This is a genomic window from Glutamicibacter sp. NPDC087344 (assembly GCF_044744225.1).
Classification (GTDB): domain Bacteria; phylum Actinomycetota; class Actinomycetes; order Actinomycetales; family Micrococcaceae; genus Glutamicibacter.
In genome coordinates, this window is the sequence record NZ_JBIUXY010000005.1 from 306,158 (window position 1) to 319,978 (window position 13,821).

Below are 13,821 nucleotides of genomic sequence, written 5' to 3' on the forward strand. Positions count from 1 at the left end.
TATTCACAATCACTTCCCTGGCACGAGGAATTCGAGAACCTTGGAGGAAATCAGCTGTTGGGCTTTCGCATCGGAAATCAATGCCTGCCCATCGCCGGGCTGATCGCCGTAGGAGCCGAACTGGCCGTGGGTGACTCCCTGAAGCAGTTCCTGGTCGGTGTTTTCAGGCATGCTCGCTGCGGCGTTGTGCAGATTCTCCTGGTTGATCACCAGGTCCTCGGATCCCTGAAGCGAAAGGACCGACAGGTCCTGTCGTTCGGCGAGCTTGTCGGTTGAGCAGTAGGAAGCGAACAGCAGCAGCTTAGTCACCTTGCTGTCCTCCGCGTAGGAACAAGCCTTGACCCCGCCCATGCTATGGCCGCCCACGGCCCAGTGCTGGATCTGCGGTTCCGATGCCGTCAACGAGTCGAAGGAATCAAGCTCGAGCAACGCAAGGTTCAACGGTGGTTCGATAATCAGAACCGTGACCCCGGCAGCGGCTGCCTGAGCCAATCGGCCAACATACGCCTCAGGTTCCACCTTGGCGCCGACCAAAAAGACCAGCCCTTGGGTGCTTTCGGTGTGCGCGGGAGCCAGCCGAATCATCCCGTCCAGCTCCTCATACACCACACGCGAGTCGCTTTGGACCTCGGCCACCACGCCGGCGTCGCTCGGGTACGTATCCTTCGCCCACGCGACAAAAGCACCAACCGCCACAACGATCGCTACCAATACGACGCTCAGCGCGATGAGCCAGCCGCGACGGCGGCGGCGTTTACCCGCAGTTTTTTGAGCTTGGTCCGGTGTATTCTCGGCCGGTTCCGGTGAAACTTCTTTTGACAACACGATACCCTTCCTACATTAAGTAGTACGGTAACCGTAGCATATTGTGGAGTACCATCGAATCATGACTAGCGCCCCCGAAATCAGCTCAAACCTTTCTGCCTTCTCGCTCAGGGTCTTGCAAGATGCTTTTGGAGCTGCCAGCTCAGCCCTGGCGCATCGTATGGGAATGAACGCCACGGATGCGCTGGCAATCGAGTACATCTCGCTGTCCCCCGCGCCGCTGACCCCCGGAGAACTCGGCGCGCGGCTGGCCATCACGCGCTCCTCGACCACGGAAGTTGTCGACCGGCTCGTTACCGCAGGGCACATCCAGCGGGTGCGTGATGAATCCGACCGGCGCCGTTTTCGATTAATCCCGACTGATCAGGCCAAAGATCGAGTGCGATCCGAGCTTGGCCCCTTGGTTGCCGCCCTGAATACGGCCACGGAAGGCTTCTCTGACGCGGAGCAATACGTCATCTCGACCTACCTGCAACGAGTTGTCAGCGCGTATCAGAACTTCGCGGTTGATTCACCCACAGCCGTGGATGCGGTCAACGAGCAAACGGAAGCCACCCCCTCATAACGCTCGTGCGACAGGCACGGTCCGCCAGTGGCAATTTACCGGACTCAGGCGGCTGATCATCCAGGATCCTACGCCGGCACGACGCATCGGTAGGCAGGGTCACCCGAGAGCCCACAGTGCTCAACGACACAGCCACGAAACCCCCAAGGTACTCAATTTCGTGACAGGAATGCCGGATACGGCCCCACTGTGGGCGCACTTGATTCGACGCGTTTGCCGTGTAACCGGACACCGAAGCAGTGGGCAAAAATAAACACCGCGCCCATCGGACGCGGTGCACCACTAAATCTTTTTAACGATCGAAGACTTCAACTCCATCTGCCCAAAACCATCCACCTTGGCGGCAATATCATGATCGCCACTGCCTGGCACAAGGCGGATATTACGCACCTTGGTCCCAGCCTTCAGCGCGCTCTGCGCACCCTTGACCTTCATTGTTTTGGTAATGCTGACGGTATCGCCGTCTTGCAAAACGTTCCCGACAGCATCCTTGATCACCGCATCTGCGACCTCAGCGTCATCAGAGGCGGCGTTCCACTCATGGGCGCATTCGGGGCAGACCAGCAGCGCATCCATCTGGTACGTGTATTCACTATTGCACTGCGGGCACGGTGGCAGAGATTCAGACATATACCCAATTTTAGTGATTCCACCTGGATATTGTCGACCGAATCGATAATCGGACAGGCGGGCTTGGATCATCGTATTTCGGTTATCCAAACCGAGAAACCTGACCGGCCGCGCTCAGTAGCTGACGAGGAAGTTCAGTGTCTCGTTGGCCTCGGCGTTTGTGCTGAAACCACAACCTTCAGCGGCCTCTGCCTGGCCTAGATGCGGGTTGCAAGGATTGCACCATGACTCCGTGCAGGTCGATCGCTTCGCGTCTCGGTGTGCGTGAGAATAAAGCCAGCTGCTTCAACTTTGGCAGAGAGCAGTTCAACAGGCCAGTAGTACGCTGGCGCCACCGCGTGTTCGAACAGGCCAGGCGTCGAGTTCGTGAAGAACCCCAACGCCAGCCCGCCGCCAGGCCAGACACATCGTGCGAACTCGGCGAGCGCAGCGTCAAGCTCCGCCGGAAGACTATGGATGAGCGAATACCACGCGAGGATGCCACCCAACGAGGAGTCCTCAACACCCAAGGCTTCGGCCTGGCCGATCCGGAAGCATTCGCTCGGATAGGTGATGCGTGCGCTGTCGATGAATGCCTTAGCCGGATCTAATCCTTGGATATCTACACCTAAACCGGCCAGGTGGTGCGTCCACTGACCGGGGCCGCATCCGACATCGAGCACCGGACCTTCGAGGGATCGCGCCCACGCCTCGACAAGTTCTAAATCAGGGGCGGCCACGTGTTCGATACGCCCAACGGCTTCGATGTATTCACGCGATTTCGCCGTATAGGCTTCTGGCACGGATTTTAGCGACACGGTTTTAGCCTTTCGCACTTTGATTCATCACCCACGGTAGCCACCCTATTATCTACCGGTGATCTACCGGTAGATCACAGGGGGCGGCTGCACTGCACCAATACGTCCATGTCCACGGTGGGTGATGCTTTGCCTGTCGACCCGAGTCCGAACAGGGCACCCACCCGAGGTCCTGAAAACCCCGATGCACTCGGCGAGCGCGTTTTCGAAGCTCCAGGTTGTGGCGAGGATAAGCCAGCAATACGCAAACACAGCCGGCAACGATGTGATTAGCGGAATTCCGCGGGCACCCGAGGCGTTACGCATAACGACAAATCTCTGAGAGGACCACATGAAGATCGCTATTGCCGGGGCCACCGGCCAACTTGGACAACTGGTTATCGACTCATTGCTGGAGCGCGGTGCCGATCCGGCGCAGCTCATTGCCATCGGACGGTCCGAAGAAAAACTTGCCCCATTTGCCGGGAGGGGTTTGGAAACACGCGTCGCTGACTACAACGTCCCGCAGAGCGTGGCAACGGCGCTTGAGGCAGTGGACAAGCTCCTGTTGATTTCCGGCAGTGAAGTCGGCCAGCGGACTGTCCAGCACACCAACGTTATCAACGCGGCAAAGAACGCCAAGGTATCACTGGTTGCCTACACCTCGATTGCGAATGCGGTGACCGGTGAGACCAAGTTGGCCGCCGAGCATATCGCCACGGAGCAACTTTTGGCGGATTCGGGTGTCAGCTACGTGCTGCTGCGCAACGGCTGGTACACCGAAAATTACACCGACCAGCTCATGGGCTACCTGAACAGCGGCGTGATCCTCGGCGCCGCTGGCGACGGGAAGGTCAGTGCCGCCCCTCGCGCCGATTACGCGCAAGCAGCCGCGGCGGTACTGCTCTCCGGGGATGATCAGAGCGGAAAAATCTACGAGTTGGGCGGAGATAAACCCTTCACCCTGACCCAGCTGGCCGGTGCGGTCAGCGCTGCGGCCGGCCAAGAGGTCCGTTACCAAGACGTCGAGGCGCAGAAACTGGTTGAGATCTATACCGAATCAGGGGTCCCGGCGATGTTTGCCGAGATCCTGGTTGATACCGATGTGCGAATCCGCACCGGAGCCTTGGAAGTTTCCTCCGGTGATCTGGCGCAACTGATCGGCCGGGCGCCAACCTCGCTGGGCAAAACGATCAAGGAAGCACTCTCCAAGTAGTACCGGGGCATGGTCCGCCGCGACGGCAGATGCGTGCTGTGTGCCCCAGTGGCATCTGCCGCGCAGCGCGGCTCATGCGGGTGGAACGGCCTGGAGAGCTGAACTCATCCGCCGGACTTCTTGTTTGGCGATGACCCCGATAGCCAAGGCCGAGCACAGGAAGATCAGGGCTAGAGCCACCCAGCCGAGAAACCCGAACTTCAACGCTGTCGACGCCACCACAAACGGGGCGCACATGGCGCCCAACCCGGCTCCCATAGCGAAAACACCTTGGTACGCTCCGGGGTTCAGGTCGTTGACAAGTTCAAAGGACAGTCCCCAGGAACCTGCCTGCGACCACACCTCGGCAAATGCATGAGCGGTTGCGGCCGTCACAAGCAAGAGCACGGCCGGCACTACCGGCACCCCGCCGGCCAGGGCGTAAGTGATAGCGGCAATGGCCATCAGCATCCCTGCCAGCGTGATCACCTTTCCAGATTTTTGAACGTCGCCTGTACCTCGGGCGAGCGGAATCTGGAATATGACCACAATCAGGGTATTCAGGATGAGCAGTACCGAGACAAGTGCCGTCGGCGCGGCCGTATTCTGGGCGATCCATAATGGGACTCCCACTTCGGCGAGGCTGAACTGCATCCCGAAAACTGCGCAGAGCGCCGTCAAAAGCAAGTACCTTCGGTCTTTGAAGGGTGAGGGCGCCTGCACTGGCGCCGCAGCCGGATGGTGGTCAGTTGATGGCGACGTGCCGGTGGCGGCAACCCTCACGGGCGCATTAACCCGTTGCGGAAGCTTCCACACCGGGATCACCCCGAGGAAGTACACTATTGCCGCACCCAGCATGACGATGCGGTAGGCCTGGGCGCTGTCGGCCAAAAGTGCAACACCAGCAAAGGAGGCACCCAGCGCAATCGATATGTTGGTGACCGTCCTAAGCACTGCACGGGCGCTAACACGGGCAGGTCCTTCGAAGGCGCGCGCAATAATCGCCATGCGGGTCGCGTTCGACGCACTTCCAACGGCGGAGGCGGTGCAGGCGATGATCAGAACACTGGTGAAATCTGCGGCGAATGCGTAGCACGCCAACGCAAAACCTTCAGCGGCCAGCAAAACAAACAATAGTCTCCTGGCACTGATCCTGTCGGCCAGATGCCCGCCCACATATGAGGTGAGAACACCCACGGCGCTGGAGATTCCAAGAATCACCGCGGTTTCACTTACCGACAGACCAATAACAAACGTGAGATAGAGGACCGTCACGGTCAGGAAAACACCGCGGCCAACGCGGCTGATCAGGGTGGCCAGCACCAAAATGCGTAACACCGGATCCATGGCATGAGCATTGAAACGGCGAAACAAACGTGGCCGTGAGTCATCGGCGCTATTCAAGCGGGGTACGGAACCTGTTTCCGGGGCTGAGTTCTGGGTCTTTGGCACAGGATCTTTATCCCACGGCGGTATCCGACGTTGGTATTGATGTAGTGTATAGCTTCATGTTGCACTACGAGCTGGGTGAGGCCGATCTAGGACTCATCCGTTTTGGGATCTCACCCCTCTGCGAACTGGGTTTATCGCTGCGATCGGTCAAGGACCCCAGCCGCTATCCACTTCAACTGCCTTGGCTTTCACGAACCCAAGGGGCACGAGCCGATCTTGACCTGGATTTTTTGTTAGCACTGGTTAATGACAAGCTGTGGACACCGGACTTTCTCAACCCGCGTCCGGTTTCTCCGCTGACCCGCATCGACGATGAGCTCACCGATCTGGCGGCATTGTCCCCGGCCCAATTTACGCTGCAGCTTGAACGGGTCCACGGACAGTTGCCCAAGGTCTTGAGCGGCTCACCACGCGCAACCATTCGCCGGATGGTCGCGGCTCTGGGCGAGTATTGGGAAGCTTGTTTTGCACCTCATTGGTTACGCATGCGAACCATCCTCGAATCCGACATCACCTACCGGGGACGAGTAGTCGCGCAAGCGGGAATGGCGGAAATGCTCAATGACGTCTCCCCCTCCATCGCGTTCAATGGATCGAGGGTGAGCCTGTTGCTGGCCAGTGTCCAGGCCGAACGAACGGTGAACGTCGATGGCCGTGGGGTGATGTTTGTCCCCACCATGTTTACCAGGCGAGCTTCGGCGACACTTGATCTGGATGAAGCTCCGATGGTTCTGTACCCAGCTCGCGGGCAAGGGGCCATGTGGGAAACGGAAAACCATAAAAGTCCGGAAGCTGTCGCGCAACTACTGGGAAAAACACGCTCCAGTCTGCTCGCTGCCATCGCCGCACCGGCATCATCCACAGAACTAGGCATCCGCTTCGGGGTGAGCACTTCTGCGGTGAATCAACATCTCCGAGCCCTGAAAGCAGCCGGGCTGGTCACGTCCACCAGGTATGGACACAGCATGCTGTATTTCCACAGCCCGCTCGGGTCCGCCCTCATCGGGGATGACACAGTGCAGTGAAGCCCCTATCTCAGCACGTCATTCGCCCTGCACTGGTGGAAGCCTTCTCCCGGAGCGATAGCAACTCATCTTCTTACGGCAGAGTCGACTAAAACCGCATCCTCCCGAGCAGCCCAAAGCCTCCGAACAGGCCGGGCCCGGCTCCAGAGTTTGTTGTCATCCTACCCAGCCATCTTCTCACTCCCGAGGCTCAGCGTTCTTCGGTTCGGACGGTTGCAGGCCAAGACCGTTCGACCGCGATGTGCCGGAACACCGGCACCAACGAGTCGGCCACCACCTCGTATTTGCCGAGATCCGGTCCGCTGAGCGCCGAGGCCTGGTTCCATACCCGCGGACTAACCCGAGCAAAGTCCAAGGTGAAGCGCGATTGCTGCGTCACGTGCTCCATGAACACTTTCGAGCAACGCCCGTTGCCTTCGCGGAATGGATGAGCCTGGTTCACGTGAGCGAACACAGCAGCCGCGGCAGCGCCGAACTGCTCACGGTCCAACCGCTCCCAAACAGCCTGTTGGGCCAATCGCTGGGCATCACCCAGATAGCGATCCACCGCTCCGGTTTTTACCTCAGCAAAACTGCCGGCCATTCCAGGTTTGGACATGTTCTGGGTACGGCACTCCCCCGCCCATTCATAGACGTCTTGGAACAAGTACCGATGAATCGCACGCAGGTGCTCGGCGTCGTACGTGGGAGCAATCAGGGAGGGATCAGCGTTGAGTTGGCGCTGACGCCACGCTGCGCGGGCATGCTCTTTCTGAGCTAAAACCGCTGGATCGCGTTCACCAAGCAGATTCCGCAAAGTCGCGTTATCCGGTGTCGGATAAAAATACGACTCCCAGGTATCGAAGTCTGTCATTTGCCCATCACGTGAGCACCGTGGCGGTGACGCTCGGCCGAAGCATCGGCACGGCGCAGGTACTCGGCCTCGTCGATCGCACCGCGGGCCTCATCGGTAAGGTTCTCGACGTCCTCGCGGTTCGGAACCCATCCCTCGTGCCAGGCGGCAGCCAGTGACTGGCGAACAGCATTGCGCTGGTCGGCGTCGAGTTGTGCAAACAGTTCTGGCCAGCGTTCCTCAATATCAAACTTCTCAGCCACTGATGGTCTCCCTCAAAAATGGTCCCGCCACAATTTTACCAATCCTTCCAAAACCGATCTATGGATCGTTTTGGCTCGGATAGGAAGTTAGGGTGTTGCCATTATCAAGTCATTAGACGCGAACGTCGTACTATCGAGCAGCACCAGAAGGTGGCTTTTGCTTTTGACTCTTGGACCGAAATCATCGAAGTTACCTTCAAAGTCATTGCTCGAAACCGCCCCTTGCCTGACCGGTTCGAATCACTCATACTCAGGCTAAGATTAGTAGCCCAAGCCGCACAAAGGGGCGCACCATGTCAAAGCATAAATACAACAAATACGGTCCTCAAGTGACCATCTCGGCCAAAGAAGGACTGACCTTGGAAGTCCTCGCGCTCGCTGAGAAGGCTGGGGCCAAGGCAGGGTACTCCACAGCGAAGGAACATCTCTACCGCAGTATTGCCAGTGGCTCATTGCTCAATGAACAGCAAACCGATGAACTGCTGGCCGCCGCCGAGCGGGCCGGGGCCGCGGCGGCCCTCGCCGCGGCGCGCAAGGTATTGGACAAAACCTTGCGCACATCGTTCCGTCCAGGCACTTATGCACCACCACCATCTTCGGCTGCCCCCGCTGTGCCAGTTGCCGCCCAGCCATCGCAGGAAACCCGACCCTACTCCGAGACCTACGAAGAACCCTTGGCCCGCTACATGCCTCCCATCAGCCATGCCGAGGCACCCCGACGCAAGGTCGATCAGCATGTTCTCACGGTGACCCGAGTTCAAAAACTCAGCGAGCAAATGGTCCGCATCATCGCCAGCGCTCCCAATCTTGACGGGTACCGCTCCAACGGAGCCTTGGATGAGTACGTTAAGGTCTACGTTGCAGATCCAGCTTTGGGGCTGGTTCCTCCCTACGACACCCGCCAGTTGCGTCAACGGTTATCACGAGAACAAATGCCGCGTTCAAAGTCGTACACAATTCGTTGGGTTGATCCGGTGGCCGACGAACTGGCCATAGATTTTGTGGTCCATGGTGAACCTGGAACCGTCGGACACTGGGCTGGAACCGTTGAGCCCGGCGCGGCGCTGGTCATTTCCCCCGCGCGCAGCAAGAACTCGGTCCGCTTGGATGCCGGATATCACGTGCTCGCCGCCGACGAAGCCGGAATTCCGGCGATTTCGAAAATCCTGGAAGCCCTACCCGAACAGGCTCAAGGCATCGCCCTGCTTGAGGTTGCCGACGAACAGGCAATGTTTGACGTGAAACATCCTCAAGGGATTGAATTACGCTGGCTTTACCGCGATGGTGTACCCGCTGGCCGAAGCGACGTGCTGGCCTATGCATTCCAAACGGTGACCGTACCCAACCACGGGCTCAGTGTTGTGGCCCATGCCGAGCGCAGCACCATCAAGACCATCAACCGCATCTGCGACTATTGGAATCTGAACAAACACTCCAGCCACATTTCCTCGTACTGGACGCTGAGGGAAGGGCGATTAATGCGTTAGCGCGTGAGTGCGAGACCTTGACGCTAGACTGAAGAAAACACGACGTCCGCTTCCAAGGTTCCCTCAGGGCAAGTTGAGATTCACCGCGATAGCCTCCATGACAGATACTCAAGAACATCCAGAATTAGTTGATTTTCCAGTGCCAGAGGACGTCCAGGTTCACTGGAAATGCAACCTGTCCTACTACATCGTGGTCTGGGCGGCCAGGGGAACCGTCCGGGTCCATTTCGAGGATGAATTAGTAGAACTTGATACCGGGCAGGCGCTGTGGATTCCCATCCGTGTGGCGCACATGGTTGAGCACAAAGCCGACTCGCTCGGATTGGCAATCCTTATTCCCGCGGGAGCAAGCAAGAATCTGGGATCCAAAAGGTTATTAATCGAGGTTCCCGACACCCACCGTCAATGGATGTTCCATCTGATGCTGCTCACCCTCTCGCCGTTGCATACGGGGCAGGTGTCCACCACGCTTATTTTAGATCTGCTCACCCACTTCCTTGATTCCCCGGCACAAAGACCACGCAGCGTACCGTTGCCTCTACCCCAGCAGCCTGCCGCGAAGCGCACGGCAGCGGCACTGTTGGCCAATCCGGAATCCACGCTGACCCTCCAAGATTTTGCCTCTCGCCAGGGGGTTTCCGAACGCACCATCCAACGCTCATTTCGCGAGGATACGGGGTTGAGCTTTCGGCAATTTCGCCGGTTGGCAGCTCTAAATTCAGCACAGCAGGCATCCCAGCTTCCTCCCCAACCGGTCCCGGCACTGAGCAGCCGCTGGATGAACCTGCTTAAACACGATGTCATCTTGTGGGCCGTCCGAGGTCGTGCAATCGCACACAGCACCGCTCACAGCCATGTTGCTCGAACCGAAAAATCCCAACCCATGCAGGCTGGGCAACTTCTCTTTTTCCCCACGGGGCACGCATTGCGGTTGGAGATCGAACAGGGATCGTTGTTGTTTCCGTTGCGCTTCCCCGCCGGGTCGCTGCCGATTGATGCGCCAAACCGGCTTCCGCTGCAGCTGCCGGCAGAACTATCCGAAGTGTTGCTGCACCGGGCCGTTTCACACATCACTGCCTTACGCCCGCAACCATTCGACCCGCTGGATACGCTTCGGATCATCGAGCGCCTGCCCAACTATCCTGGCTTGCGTTATCCCACCGACCCCGCGATTCAACGAATCGCCGCCGAATTCGCCGCGGACATCCAAGGAAAAACGTTGGCAGATCAGATCGCGCGAAAGCATGGGTTCAGCCTGCGTCAATTGCAGCGCCGCTGGACGGAAGAGACCGGCATGGGCCTGCGCTCCTGGCGGCAGGCTCACCGGTTCCAGCATGCAAGAGCCCTCTTGAACTCGGGATTCGGGGTCAAGTTCGTAGCTCAGCGTCTTGGATTCTCACAGCCGGGAAACTTCTCCCGCGCCTACGCCACGCTCTACGGACAACGTCCGCAAAGCACCCACAACACCTTCATACCCGACATTTTTTGATCACTTAACGACACGGATCACCTCATCGATTCCCCGGCAGGGACTCGCGGAATCACGGTACTTTTCCCCCTTTTCGATCATAAAACTGGTTCGAATGATGCTAGGTGAGCCTAAATTAACTGCGCTAGTCTCAATCCCTGAAACCTAGTACTTCTCGCCTGACTTCCAATACAGGCATCAACCGGGAGATCCTCCAGTGCGCTCAACCCTGACTAAATTCGCGTCCGTGACTGCTGCAGCAGCACTCACCTTGACCCTTGGCGCGTGCTCCTCCGGCGGTGCCGAAGAAGCCGCGGCCGACGCATCCACCGGGACGGAATCCGGTGCGTGGCCACGCACCATCACCGACGACAACGGCAGCGAGGTGCAGATCCCGGCCAAACCCGAACGTATTGTTTCCACCACCGTGTCCACCACCGGTTCGCTGTTGGCCATCGACGCTCCCGTCATTGCCAGCACCACCGGCGCGGTCGGTCCAGAGACCGACTCCAATGGCTTCTTCGGCCAATGGGCTGATGTGGCCACCGAACGCAAGGTTGAACCGCTGTACACCGTTGGCAGTTTTGATCTTGAATCAATCGTCGCCCAGGATCCGGACCTGATCATCGTGTCCACTTCCGGTGCGGACTCCGAACTGGACCATGTGGACCAGCTCAAGGACATCGCTCCGACCATGGTGGTGAACTACGGCAATAAGGATTGGAAAGAACTCAGCGCGGCGTTGGGCGAAGCCACCGGCAACGAGGCCAACGCAACGCAGGTCGCCGCCGATTTCGACCAGCGCGCAGCCGAGGTCAAGGAGAAGCTGGCCATTCCCGAAGGAACCACAGCTTCGATCGTTTCCTACAACAAGGGAGCCGACTCGCCGGTGGGCAAAACCACCGGGCCGCACTCCCGCTTGATCTCGGCGCTGGGCTTTACCGTAGTCGACCCGCCAGCGGAGTTTGATACCTCCACGCAGAAGCGCGAAGATTTCGCGTTCACCAGCTACGAAGGCCTTTCCGAATCGGCAACCGGTGATGCGACGTTCTTGATTTCCGCCACGGATAAAACCGCCACGGATTTCAAAGCCGACACCACCTTGGCCAACCTGCCTTCGGTCGTGAACAGCAACGTTTTCCCGCTGGCCAATTCGTTCCGCCTGGACTACTACTCCTCGAACGATATCTTGGATTATTTTGACACCGTTTTCCCGGGATTGAACCCGGCGAAGTAAACAGTGTTGCAACGATCCACCCTGCTCAGCCACCGTCCACGGCGTACCGTCTGGCCGGTGGCTGTGGCGCTCATGCTGCTTCTGGTGCTCGTCTCCCTGGCAGTTGGCAGCAAATCGATTTCGCTTGCCGAGTCATGGCGGGCACTGAGCGCTTTTGATCCCACCAACAACGACCACCTCTTGGTCCAGGAATTGCGTATCCCGCGGACTTTTTTGGCCTTGGTCGTCGGGGCGGCGCTAGGCCTGGCCGGTGCCCTCATGCAATCCATGACCCGCAACCCGCTGGCCGAACCCGGGCTCTTGGGTGTTAACGCCGGGGCCGCCTTTGCCGTGGCCATCGCCATCACGCTGGGGATCATCCAGCCTGCCGGCTACATGCTGTTCGCCTTTGCCGGGGCCGGGGCCGCGAGCCTCATCGTTTATCTTTTGGGCAGCCGCCACCGCGCAGGCAATGACGTGGTCCGCCTGGTGTTGGCCGGTGCAGGCTTGTCCGTGATGCTGATGGCCGCCACCCAAATCTTGATCATCGGCGGCAGCTCCGAGACCCACACCAAATTCGCCGCGTGGACCACCGGTTCGCTGCAGGGACGCGGGTACGACGTACTCCCCGCCGCCGGAACGGTCATCGCCGTGGGGATGCTGCTCGCGCTGAGCCTGACGCGTTCGCTGGACGGCTTGGCCTTGGGTGAGGACTCGGCCCGGGCCCTGGGAATCAACCCCACTCGGGCCTGGCTGGTTTCTTCGCTCGCGGTCATGCTGTTGGCCGGGGCCGCGACCGCCGCGGCCGGACCCATCGGGTTCATCGGCCTCGCCGCGCCGCACACCGCTCGGATGCTGGTGGGACCGCACCATGCGCGGTTTTTGCCGCTGTCCATGGTGCTCGGCGCCGTGGTGCTGCTCCTGGCGGACATCCTGGGCCGAGTGGTTTCGGCGCCCATGGAAATTGGCGCAGGAGCCATGAGCGCACTGATCGGCGCGCCGGTCTTCATCTTCCTGGCCCGTCGCAAACTCAAGGCAGGCAAATGAGCGTCAAGACCTCCGCTGCACGTGCGGCGCGCACCAAAATCGTGCTGCTGATCATCTGCGTTTTGCTCGGCGCGCTGGCCGTGATCGCCATGGGCACCGGAAGCATCCAGCTCACCCCCGGCAAGGTGCTTTCGGCCCTGCTGGGCACCGGTGAGAACCGCGACATCCTGGTGGTGCAGAAGATCCGGGCGCCGCGGGTGCTGACCGCCATTGGCGTCGGCGCCGCGCTGGGCGCCGCCGGTGCCTGTTTCCAATCGATCTCCCGCAACCCGCTGGGAAGCCCGGACATTATCGGTTTCACCACCGGTGCGGCGACCGGCGCGGTGGCGCAGATCGTCCTGTTTAATGCCGGTGCCTGGGCCACCGGGTTAGCGGCCATGATCAGCGGGTTGCTCACCGCCCTGGCGGTCTACCTGTTGTCCTTTTCGCGCTACACCACCGGCGGCCAGCGCCTGGTCATCATCGGCATCGGACTGGGAGCCATGCTCGGTGCGGTCAACACCTTGCTGCTGTCCAAGGGCGACTCGGACCTGGCGGCCCAGGCCAACCTCTGGCTCTCCGGCTCGCTGGGCGGACGCAGCTGGGCCGATGCCGCCTTGGTCGGTATCACCCTGGTGCTCTTGCTGCCGCTGCTGATGATGCATTCACGCAGCTTGACCCTGCTGGAAATGGGAGACGACACCGCCCAGGCACTGGGGGTTCGGGCCGAGGCGGTCCGCCGGATCACCATTTTCGCCGCCGTGTGCCTCACCGCCGCAGCCACCGCGGCGGCCGGGCCCATCGCGTTCGTCGCTCTGGCCGCGGGGCAGATCATCCGCCAGCTGATCGGCAGCCGCACCGTTCCGATTTTGCCCGCGGCACTCACCGGGGCGCTGCTGCTGGTCGCTTGCGATGTCATCACCCAAAACCTGCCGTTGCAGGCACAGGTGCCCATCGGCCTGGCGACCTCGCTGGCCGGCGGGCTGTACCTGCTCTGGTTGCTGACCCGGCCGCAAACCCGAACCTGATCCAACATTTTTATCCCTCATCCCACCCCTCGT

General features: G+C 59.7%; 14 protein-coding genes. 8 read left to right on the forward strand and 6 right to left on the reverse strand.

Going from position 1 to position 13,821, the window contains the following annotated elements:
* Positions 1-9: 9 nt before the first annotated feature.
* Complete coding sequence (locus ACIOWL_RS11475; RefSeq protein ID WP_400384873.1) at positions 10-825, reverse strand: alpha/beta hydrolase; 816 nt, start codon at positions 823-825, stop codon at positions 10-12.
* Positions 826-886: 61 nt separating this feature from the next.
* Between ACIOWL_RS11475 and ACIOWL_RS11480 the strand changes: the two genes are divergently transcribed.
* Positions 887-1,390 carry a MarR family winged helix-turn-helix transcriptional regulator gene (locus tag ACIOWL_RS11480; protein ID WP_400384875.1) on the forward strand — a complete coding sequence of 168 codons (504 nt, stop codon included), beginning with the start codon at positions 887-889 and terminating at the stop codon, positions 1,388-1,390.
* A gap of 282 nt (positions 1,391-1,672) precedes the next feature.
* On the opposite strand, the gene ACIOWL_RS11485 is transcribed toward ACIOWL_RS11480, so the two are convergent.
* On the reverse strand, positions 1,673-2,020 hold the full coding sequence (locus ACIOWL_RS11485) for a zinc ribbon domain-containing protein YjdM (protein ID WP_400384878.1): 348 nt from the start codon (positions 2,018-2,020) through the stop codon (positions 1,673-1,675).
* A 197-nt stretch (positions 2,021-2,217) separates the two neighbouring features.
* Complete coding sequence (locus ACIOWL_RS11490) at positions 2,218-2,817, reverse strand: class I SAM-dependent methyltransferase (protein ID WP_400384881.1); 600 nt, start codon at positions 2,815-2,817, stop codon at positions 2,218-2,220.
* A 331-nt stretch (positions 2,818-3,148) separates the two neighbouring features.
* On the opposite strand from ACIOWL_RS11490, the gene ACIOWL_RS11495 reads away from it, so the two are divergent.
* On the forward strand, positions 3,149-4,012 hold the full coding sequence (locus ACIOWL_RS11495) for an SDR family oxidoreductase (RefSeq protein ID WP_400384883.1): 864 nt from the start codon (positions 3,149-3,151) through the stop codon (positions 4,010-4,012).
* A 72-nt stretch (positions 4,013-4,084) separates the two neighbouring features.
* On the opposite strand, the gene ACIOWL_RS11500 is transcribed toward ACIOWL_RS11495, so the two are convergent.
* Positions 4,085-5,338, reverse strand: a complete 1,254-nt coding sequence (locus ACIOWL_RS11500) for an MFS transporter (protein ID WP_400384886.1) — start codon at positions 5,336-5,338, stop codon at positions 4,085-4,087.
* Positions 5,339-5,499: 161 nt separating this feature from the next.
* Here ACIOWL_RS11500 and ACIOWL_RS11505 point away from each other — a divergent pair, with 161 nt between their 5' ends.
* Entirely contained in the window at positions 5,500-6,468 is a 969-nt protein-coding gene (locus ACIOWL_RS11505) for a DUF5937 family protein (RefSeq protein ID WP_400384888.1), read from the forward strand.
* A gap of 190 nt (positions 6,469-6,658) precedes the next feature.
* Here the strand turns inward: ACIOWL_RS11505 and ACIOWL_RS11510 are convergent, their stop codons facing one another.
* Positions 6,659-7,321 carry a Fic/DOC family protein gene (locus ACIOWL_RS11510; protein ID WP_400384891.1) on the reverse strand — a complete coding sequence of 221 codons (663 nt, stop codon included), beginning with the start codon at positions 7,319-7,321 and terminating at the stop codon, positions 6,659-6,661.
* Positions 7,318-7,563: a hypothetical protein gene (locus tag ACIOWL_RS11515; protein WP_400384894.1), complete on the reverse strand. Its 246-nt coding sequence runs from the start codon at positions 7,561-7,563 to the stop codon at positions 7,318-7,320. The genes ACIOWL_RS11510 and ACIOWL_RS11515 overlap by 4 nt, the downstream gene beginning before the upstream one ends.
* A gap of 293 nt (positions 7,564-7,856) precedes the next feature.
* On the opposite strand from ACIOWL_RS11515, the gene ACIOWL_RS11520 reads away from it, so the two are divergent.
* From ACIOWL_RS11520 to ACIOWL_RS11540, 5 genes are all read left to right on the forward strand, one after another.
* On the forward strand, positions 7,857-9,050 hold the full coding sequence (locus tag ACIOWL_RS11520) for a siderophore-interacting protein (RefSeq protein WP_400384896.1): 1,194 nt from the start codon (positions 7,857-7,859) through the stop codon (positions 9,048-9,050).
* Positions 9,051-9,147: 97 nt separating this feature from the next.
* On the forward strand, positions 9,148-10,539 hold the full coding sequence (locus ACIOWL_RS11525; RefSeq protein ID WP_400384899.1) for a helix-turn-helix domain-containing protein: 1,392 nt from the start codon (positions 9,148-9,150) through the stop codon (positions 10,537-10,539).
* A gap of 226 nt (positions 10,540-10,765) precedes the next feature.
* Positions 10,766-11,755 (forward strand): Fe2+-enterobactin ABC transporter substrate-binding protein, encoded by a 990-nt coding sequence (fepB, locus tag ACIOWL_RS11530; protein ID WP_400384902.1) that lies wholly within the window; start codon positions 10,766-10,768, stop codon positions 11,753-11,755.
* A 3-nt stretch (positions 11,756-11,758) separates the two neighbouring features.
* Positions 11,759-12,781 carry a FecCD family ABC transporter permease gene (locus ACIOWL_RS11535; protein WP_400384905.1) on the forward strand — a complete coding sequence of 341 codons (1,023 nt, stop codon included), beginning with the start codon at positions 11,759-11,761 and terminating at the stop codon, positions 12,779-12,781.
* The gene (locus ACIOWL_RS11540) at positions 12,778-13,788 is read left to right on the forward strand and encodes a FecCD family ABC transporter permease (protein ID WP_400384908.1); all 1,011 of its coding nucleotides are present in this window, start codon (positions 12,778-12,780) and stop codon (positions 13,786-13,788) included. Before ACIOWL_RS11535 ends, ACIOWL_RS11540 begins: the two co-directional genes overlap by 4 nt.
* The last annotated feature ends 33 nt before the right edge of the window (positions 13,789-13,821 follow it).

Bases quoted from the DNA above. Each gene is read 5' to 3' on its own strand.
- ACIOWL_RS11480 (WP_400384875.1), top strand. From the start codon at position 887: ATGACTAGCGCCCCCGAAATCAGCTCAAACCTTTCTGCCTTCTCGCTC.
- ACIOWL_RS11485 (WP_400384878.1), bottom strand. From the start codon at position 2,020: ATGTCTGAATCTCTGCCACCGTGCCCGCAGTGCAATAGTGAATACACG.
- ACIOWL_RS11495 (WP_400384883.1), top strand. From the start codon at position 3,149: ATGAAGATCGCTATTGCCGGGGCCACCGGCCAACTTGGACAACTGGTT.
- ACIOWL_RS11500 (WP_400384886.1), bottom strand. From the start codon at position 5,338: ATGGATCCGGTGTTACGCATTTTGGTGCTGGCCACCCTGATCAGCCGC.
- ACIOWL_RS11505 (WP_400384888.1), top strand. From the start codon at position 5,500: ATGTTGCACTACGAGCTGGGTGAGGCCGATCTAGGACTCATCCGTTTT.
- ACIOWL_RS11510 (WP_400384891.1), bottom strand. From the start codon at position 7,321: ATGACAGACTTCGATACCTGGGAGTCGTATTTTTATCCGACACCGGAT.
- ACIOWL_RS11520 (WP_400384896.1), top strand. From the start codon at position 7,857: ATGTCAAAGCATAAATACAACAAATACGGTCCTCAAGTGACCATCTCG.
- ACIOWL_RS11525 (WP_400384899.1), top strand. From the start codon at position 9,148: ATGACAGATACTCAAGAACATCCAGAATTAGTTGATTTTCCAGTGCCA.
- ACIOWL_RS11540 (WP_400384908.1), top strand. From the start codon at position 12,778: ATGAGCGTCAAGACCTCCGCTGCACGTGCGGCGCGCACCAAAATCGTG.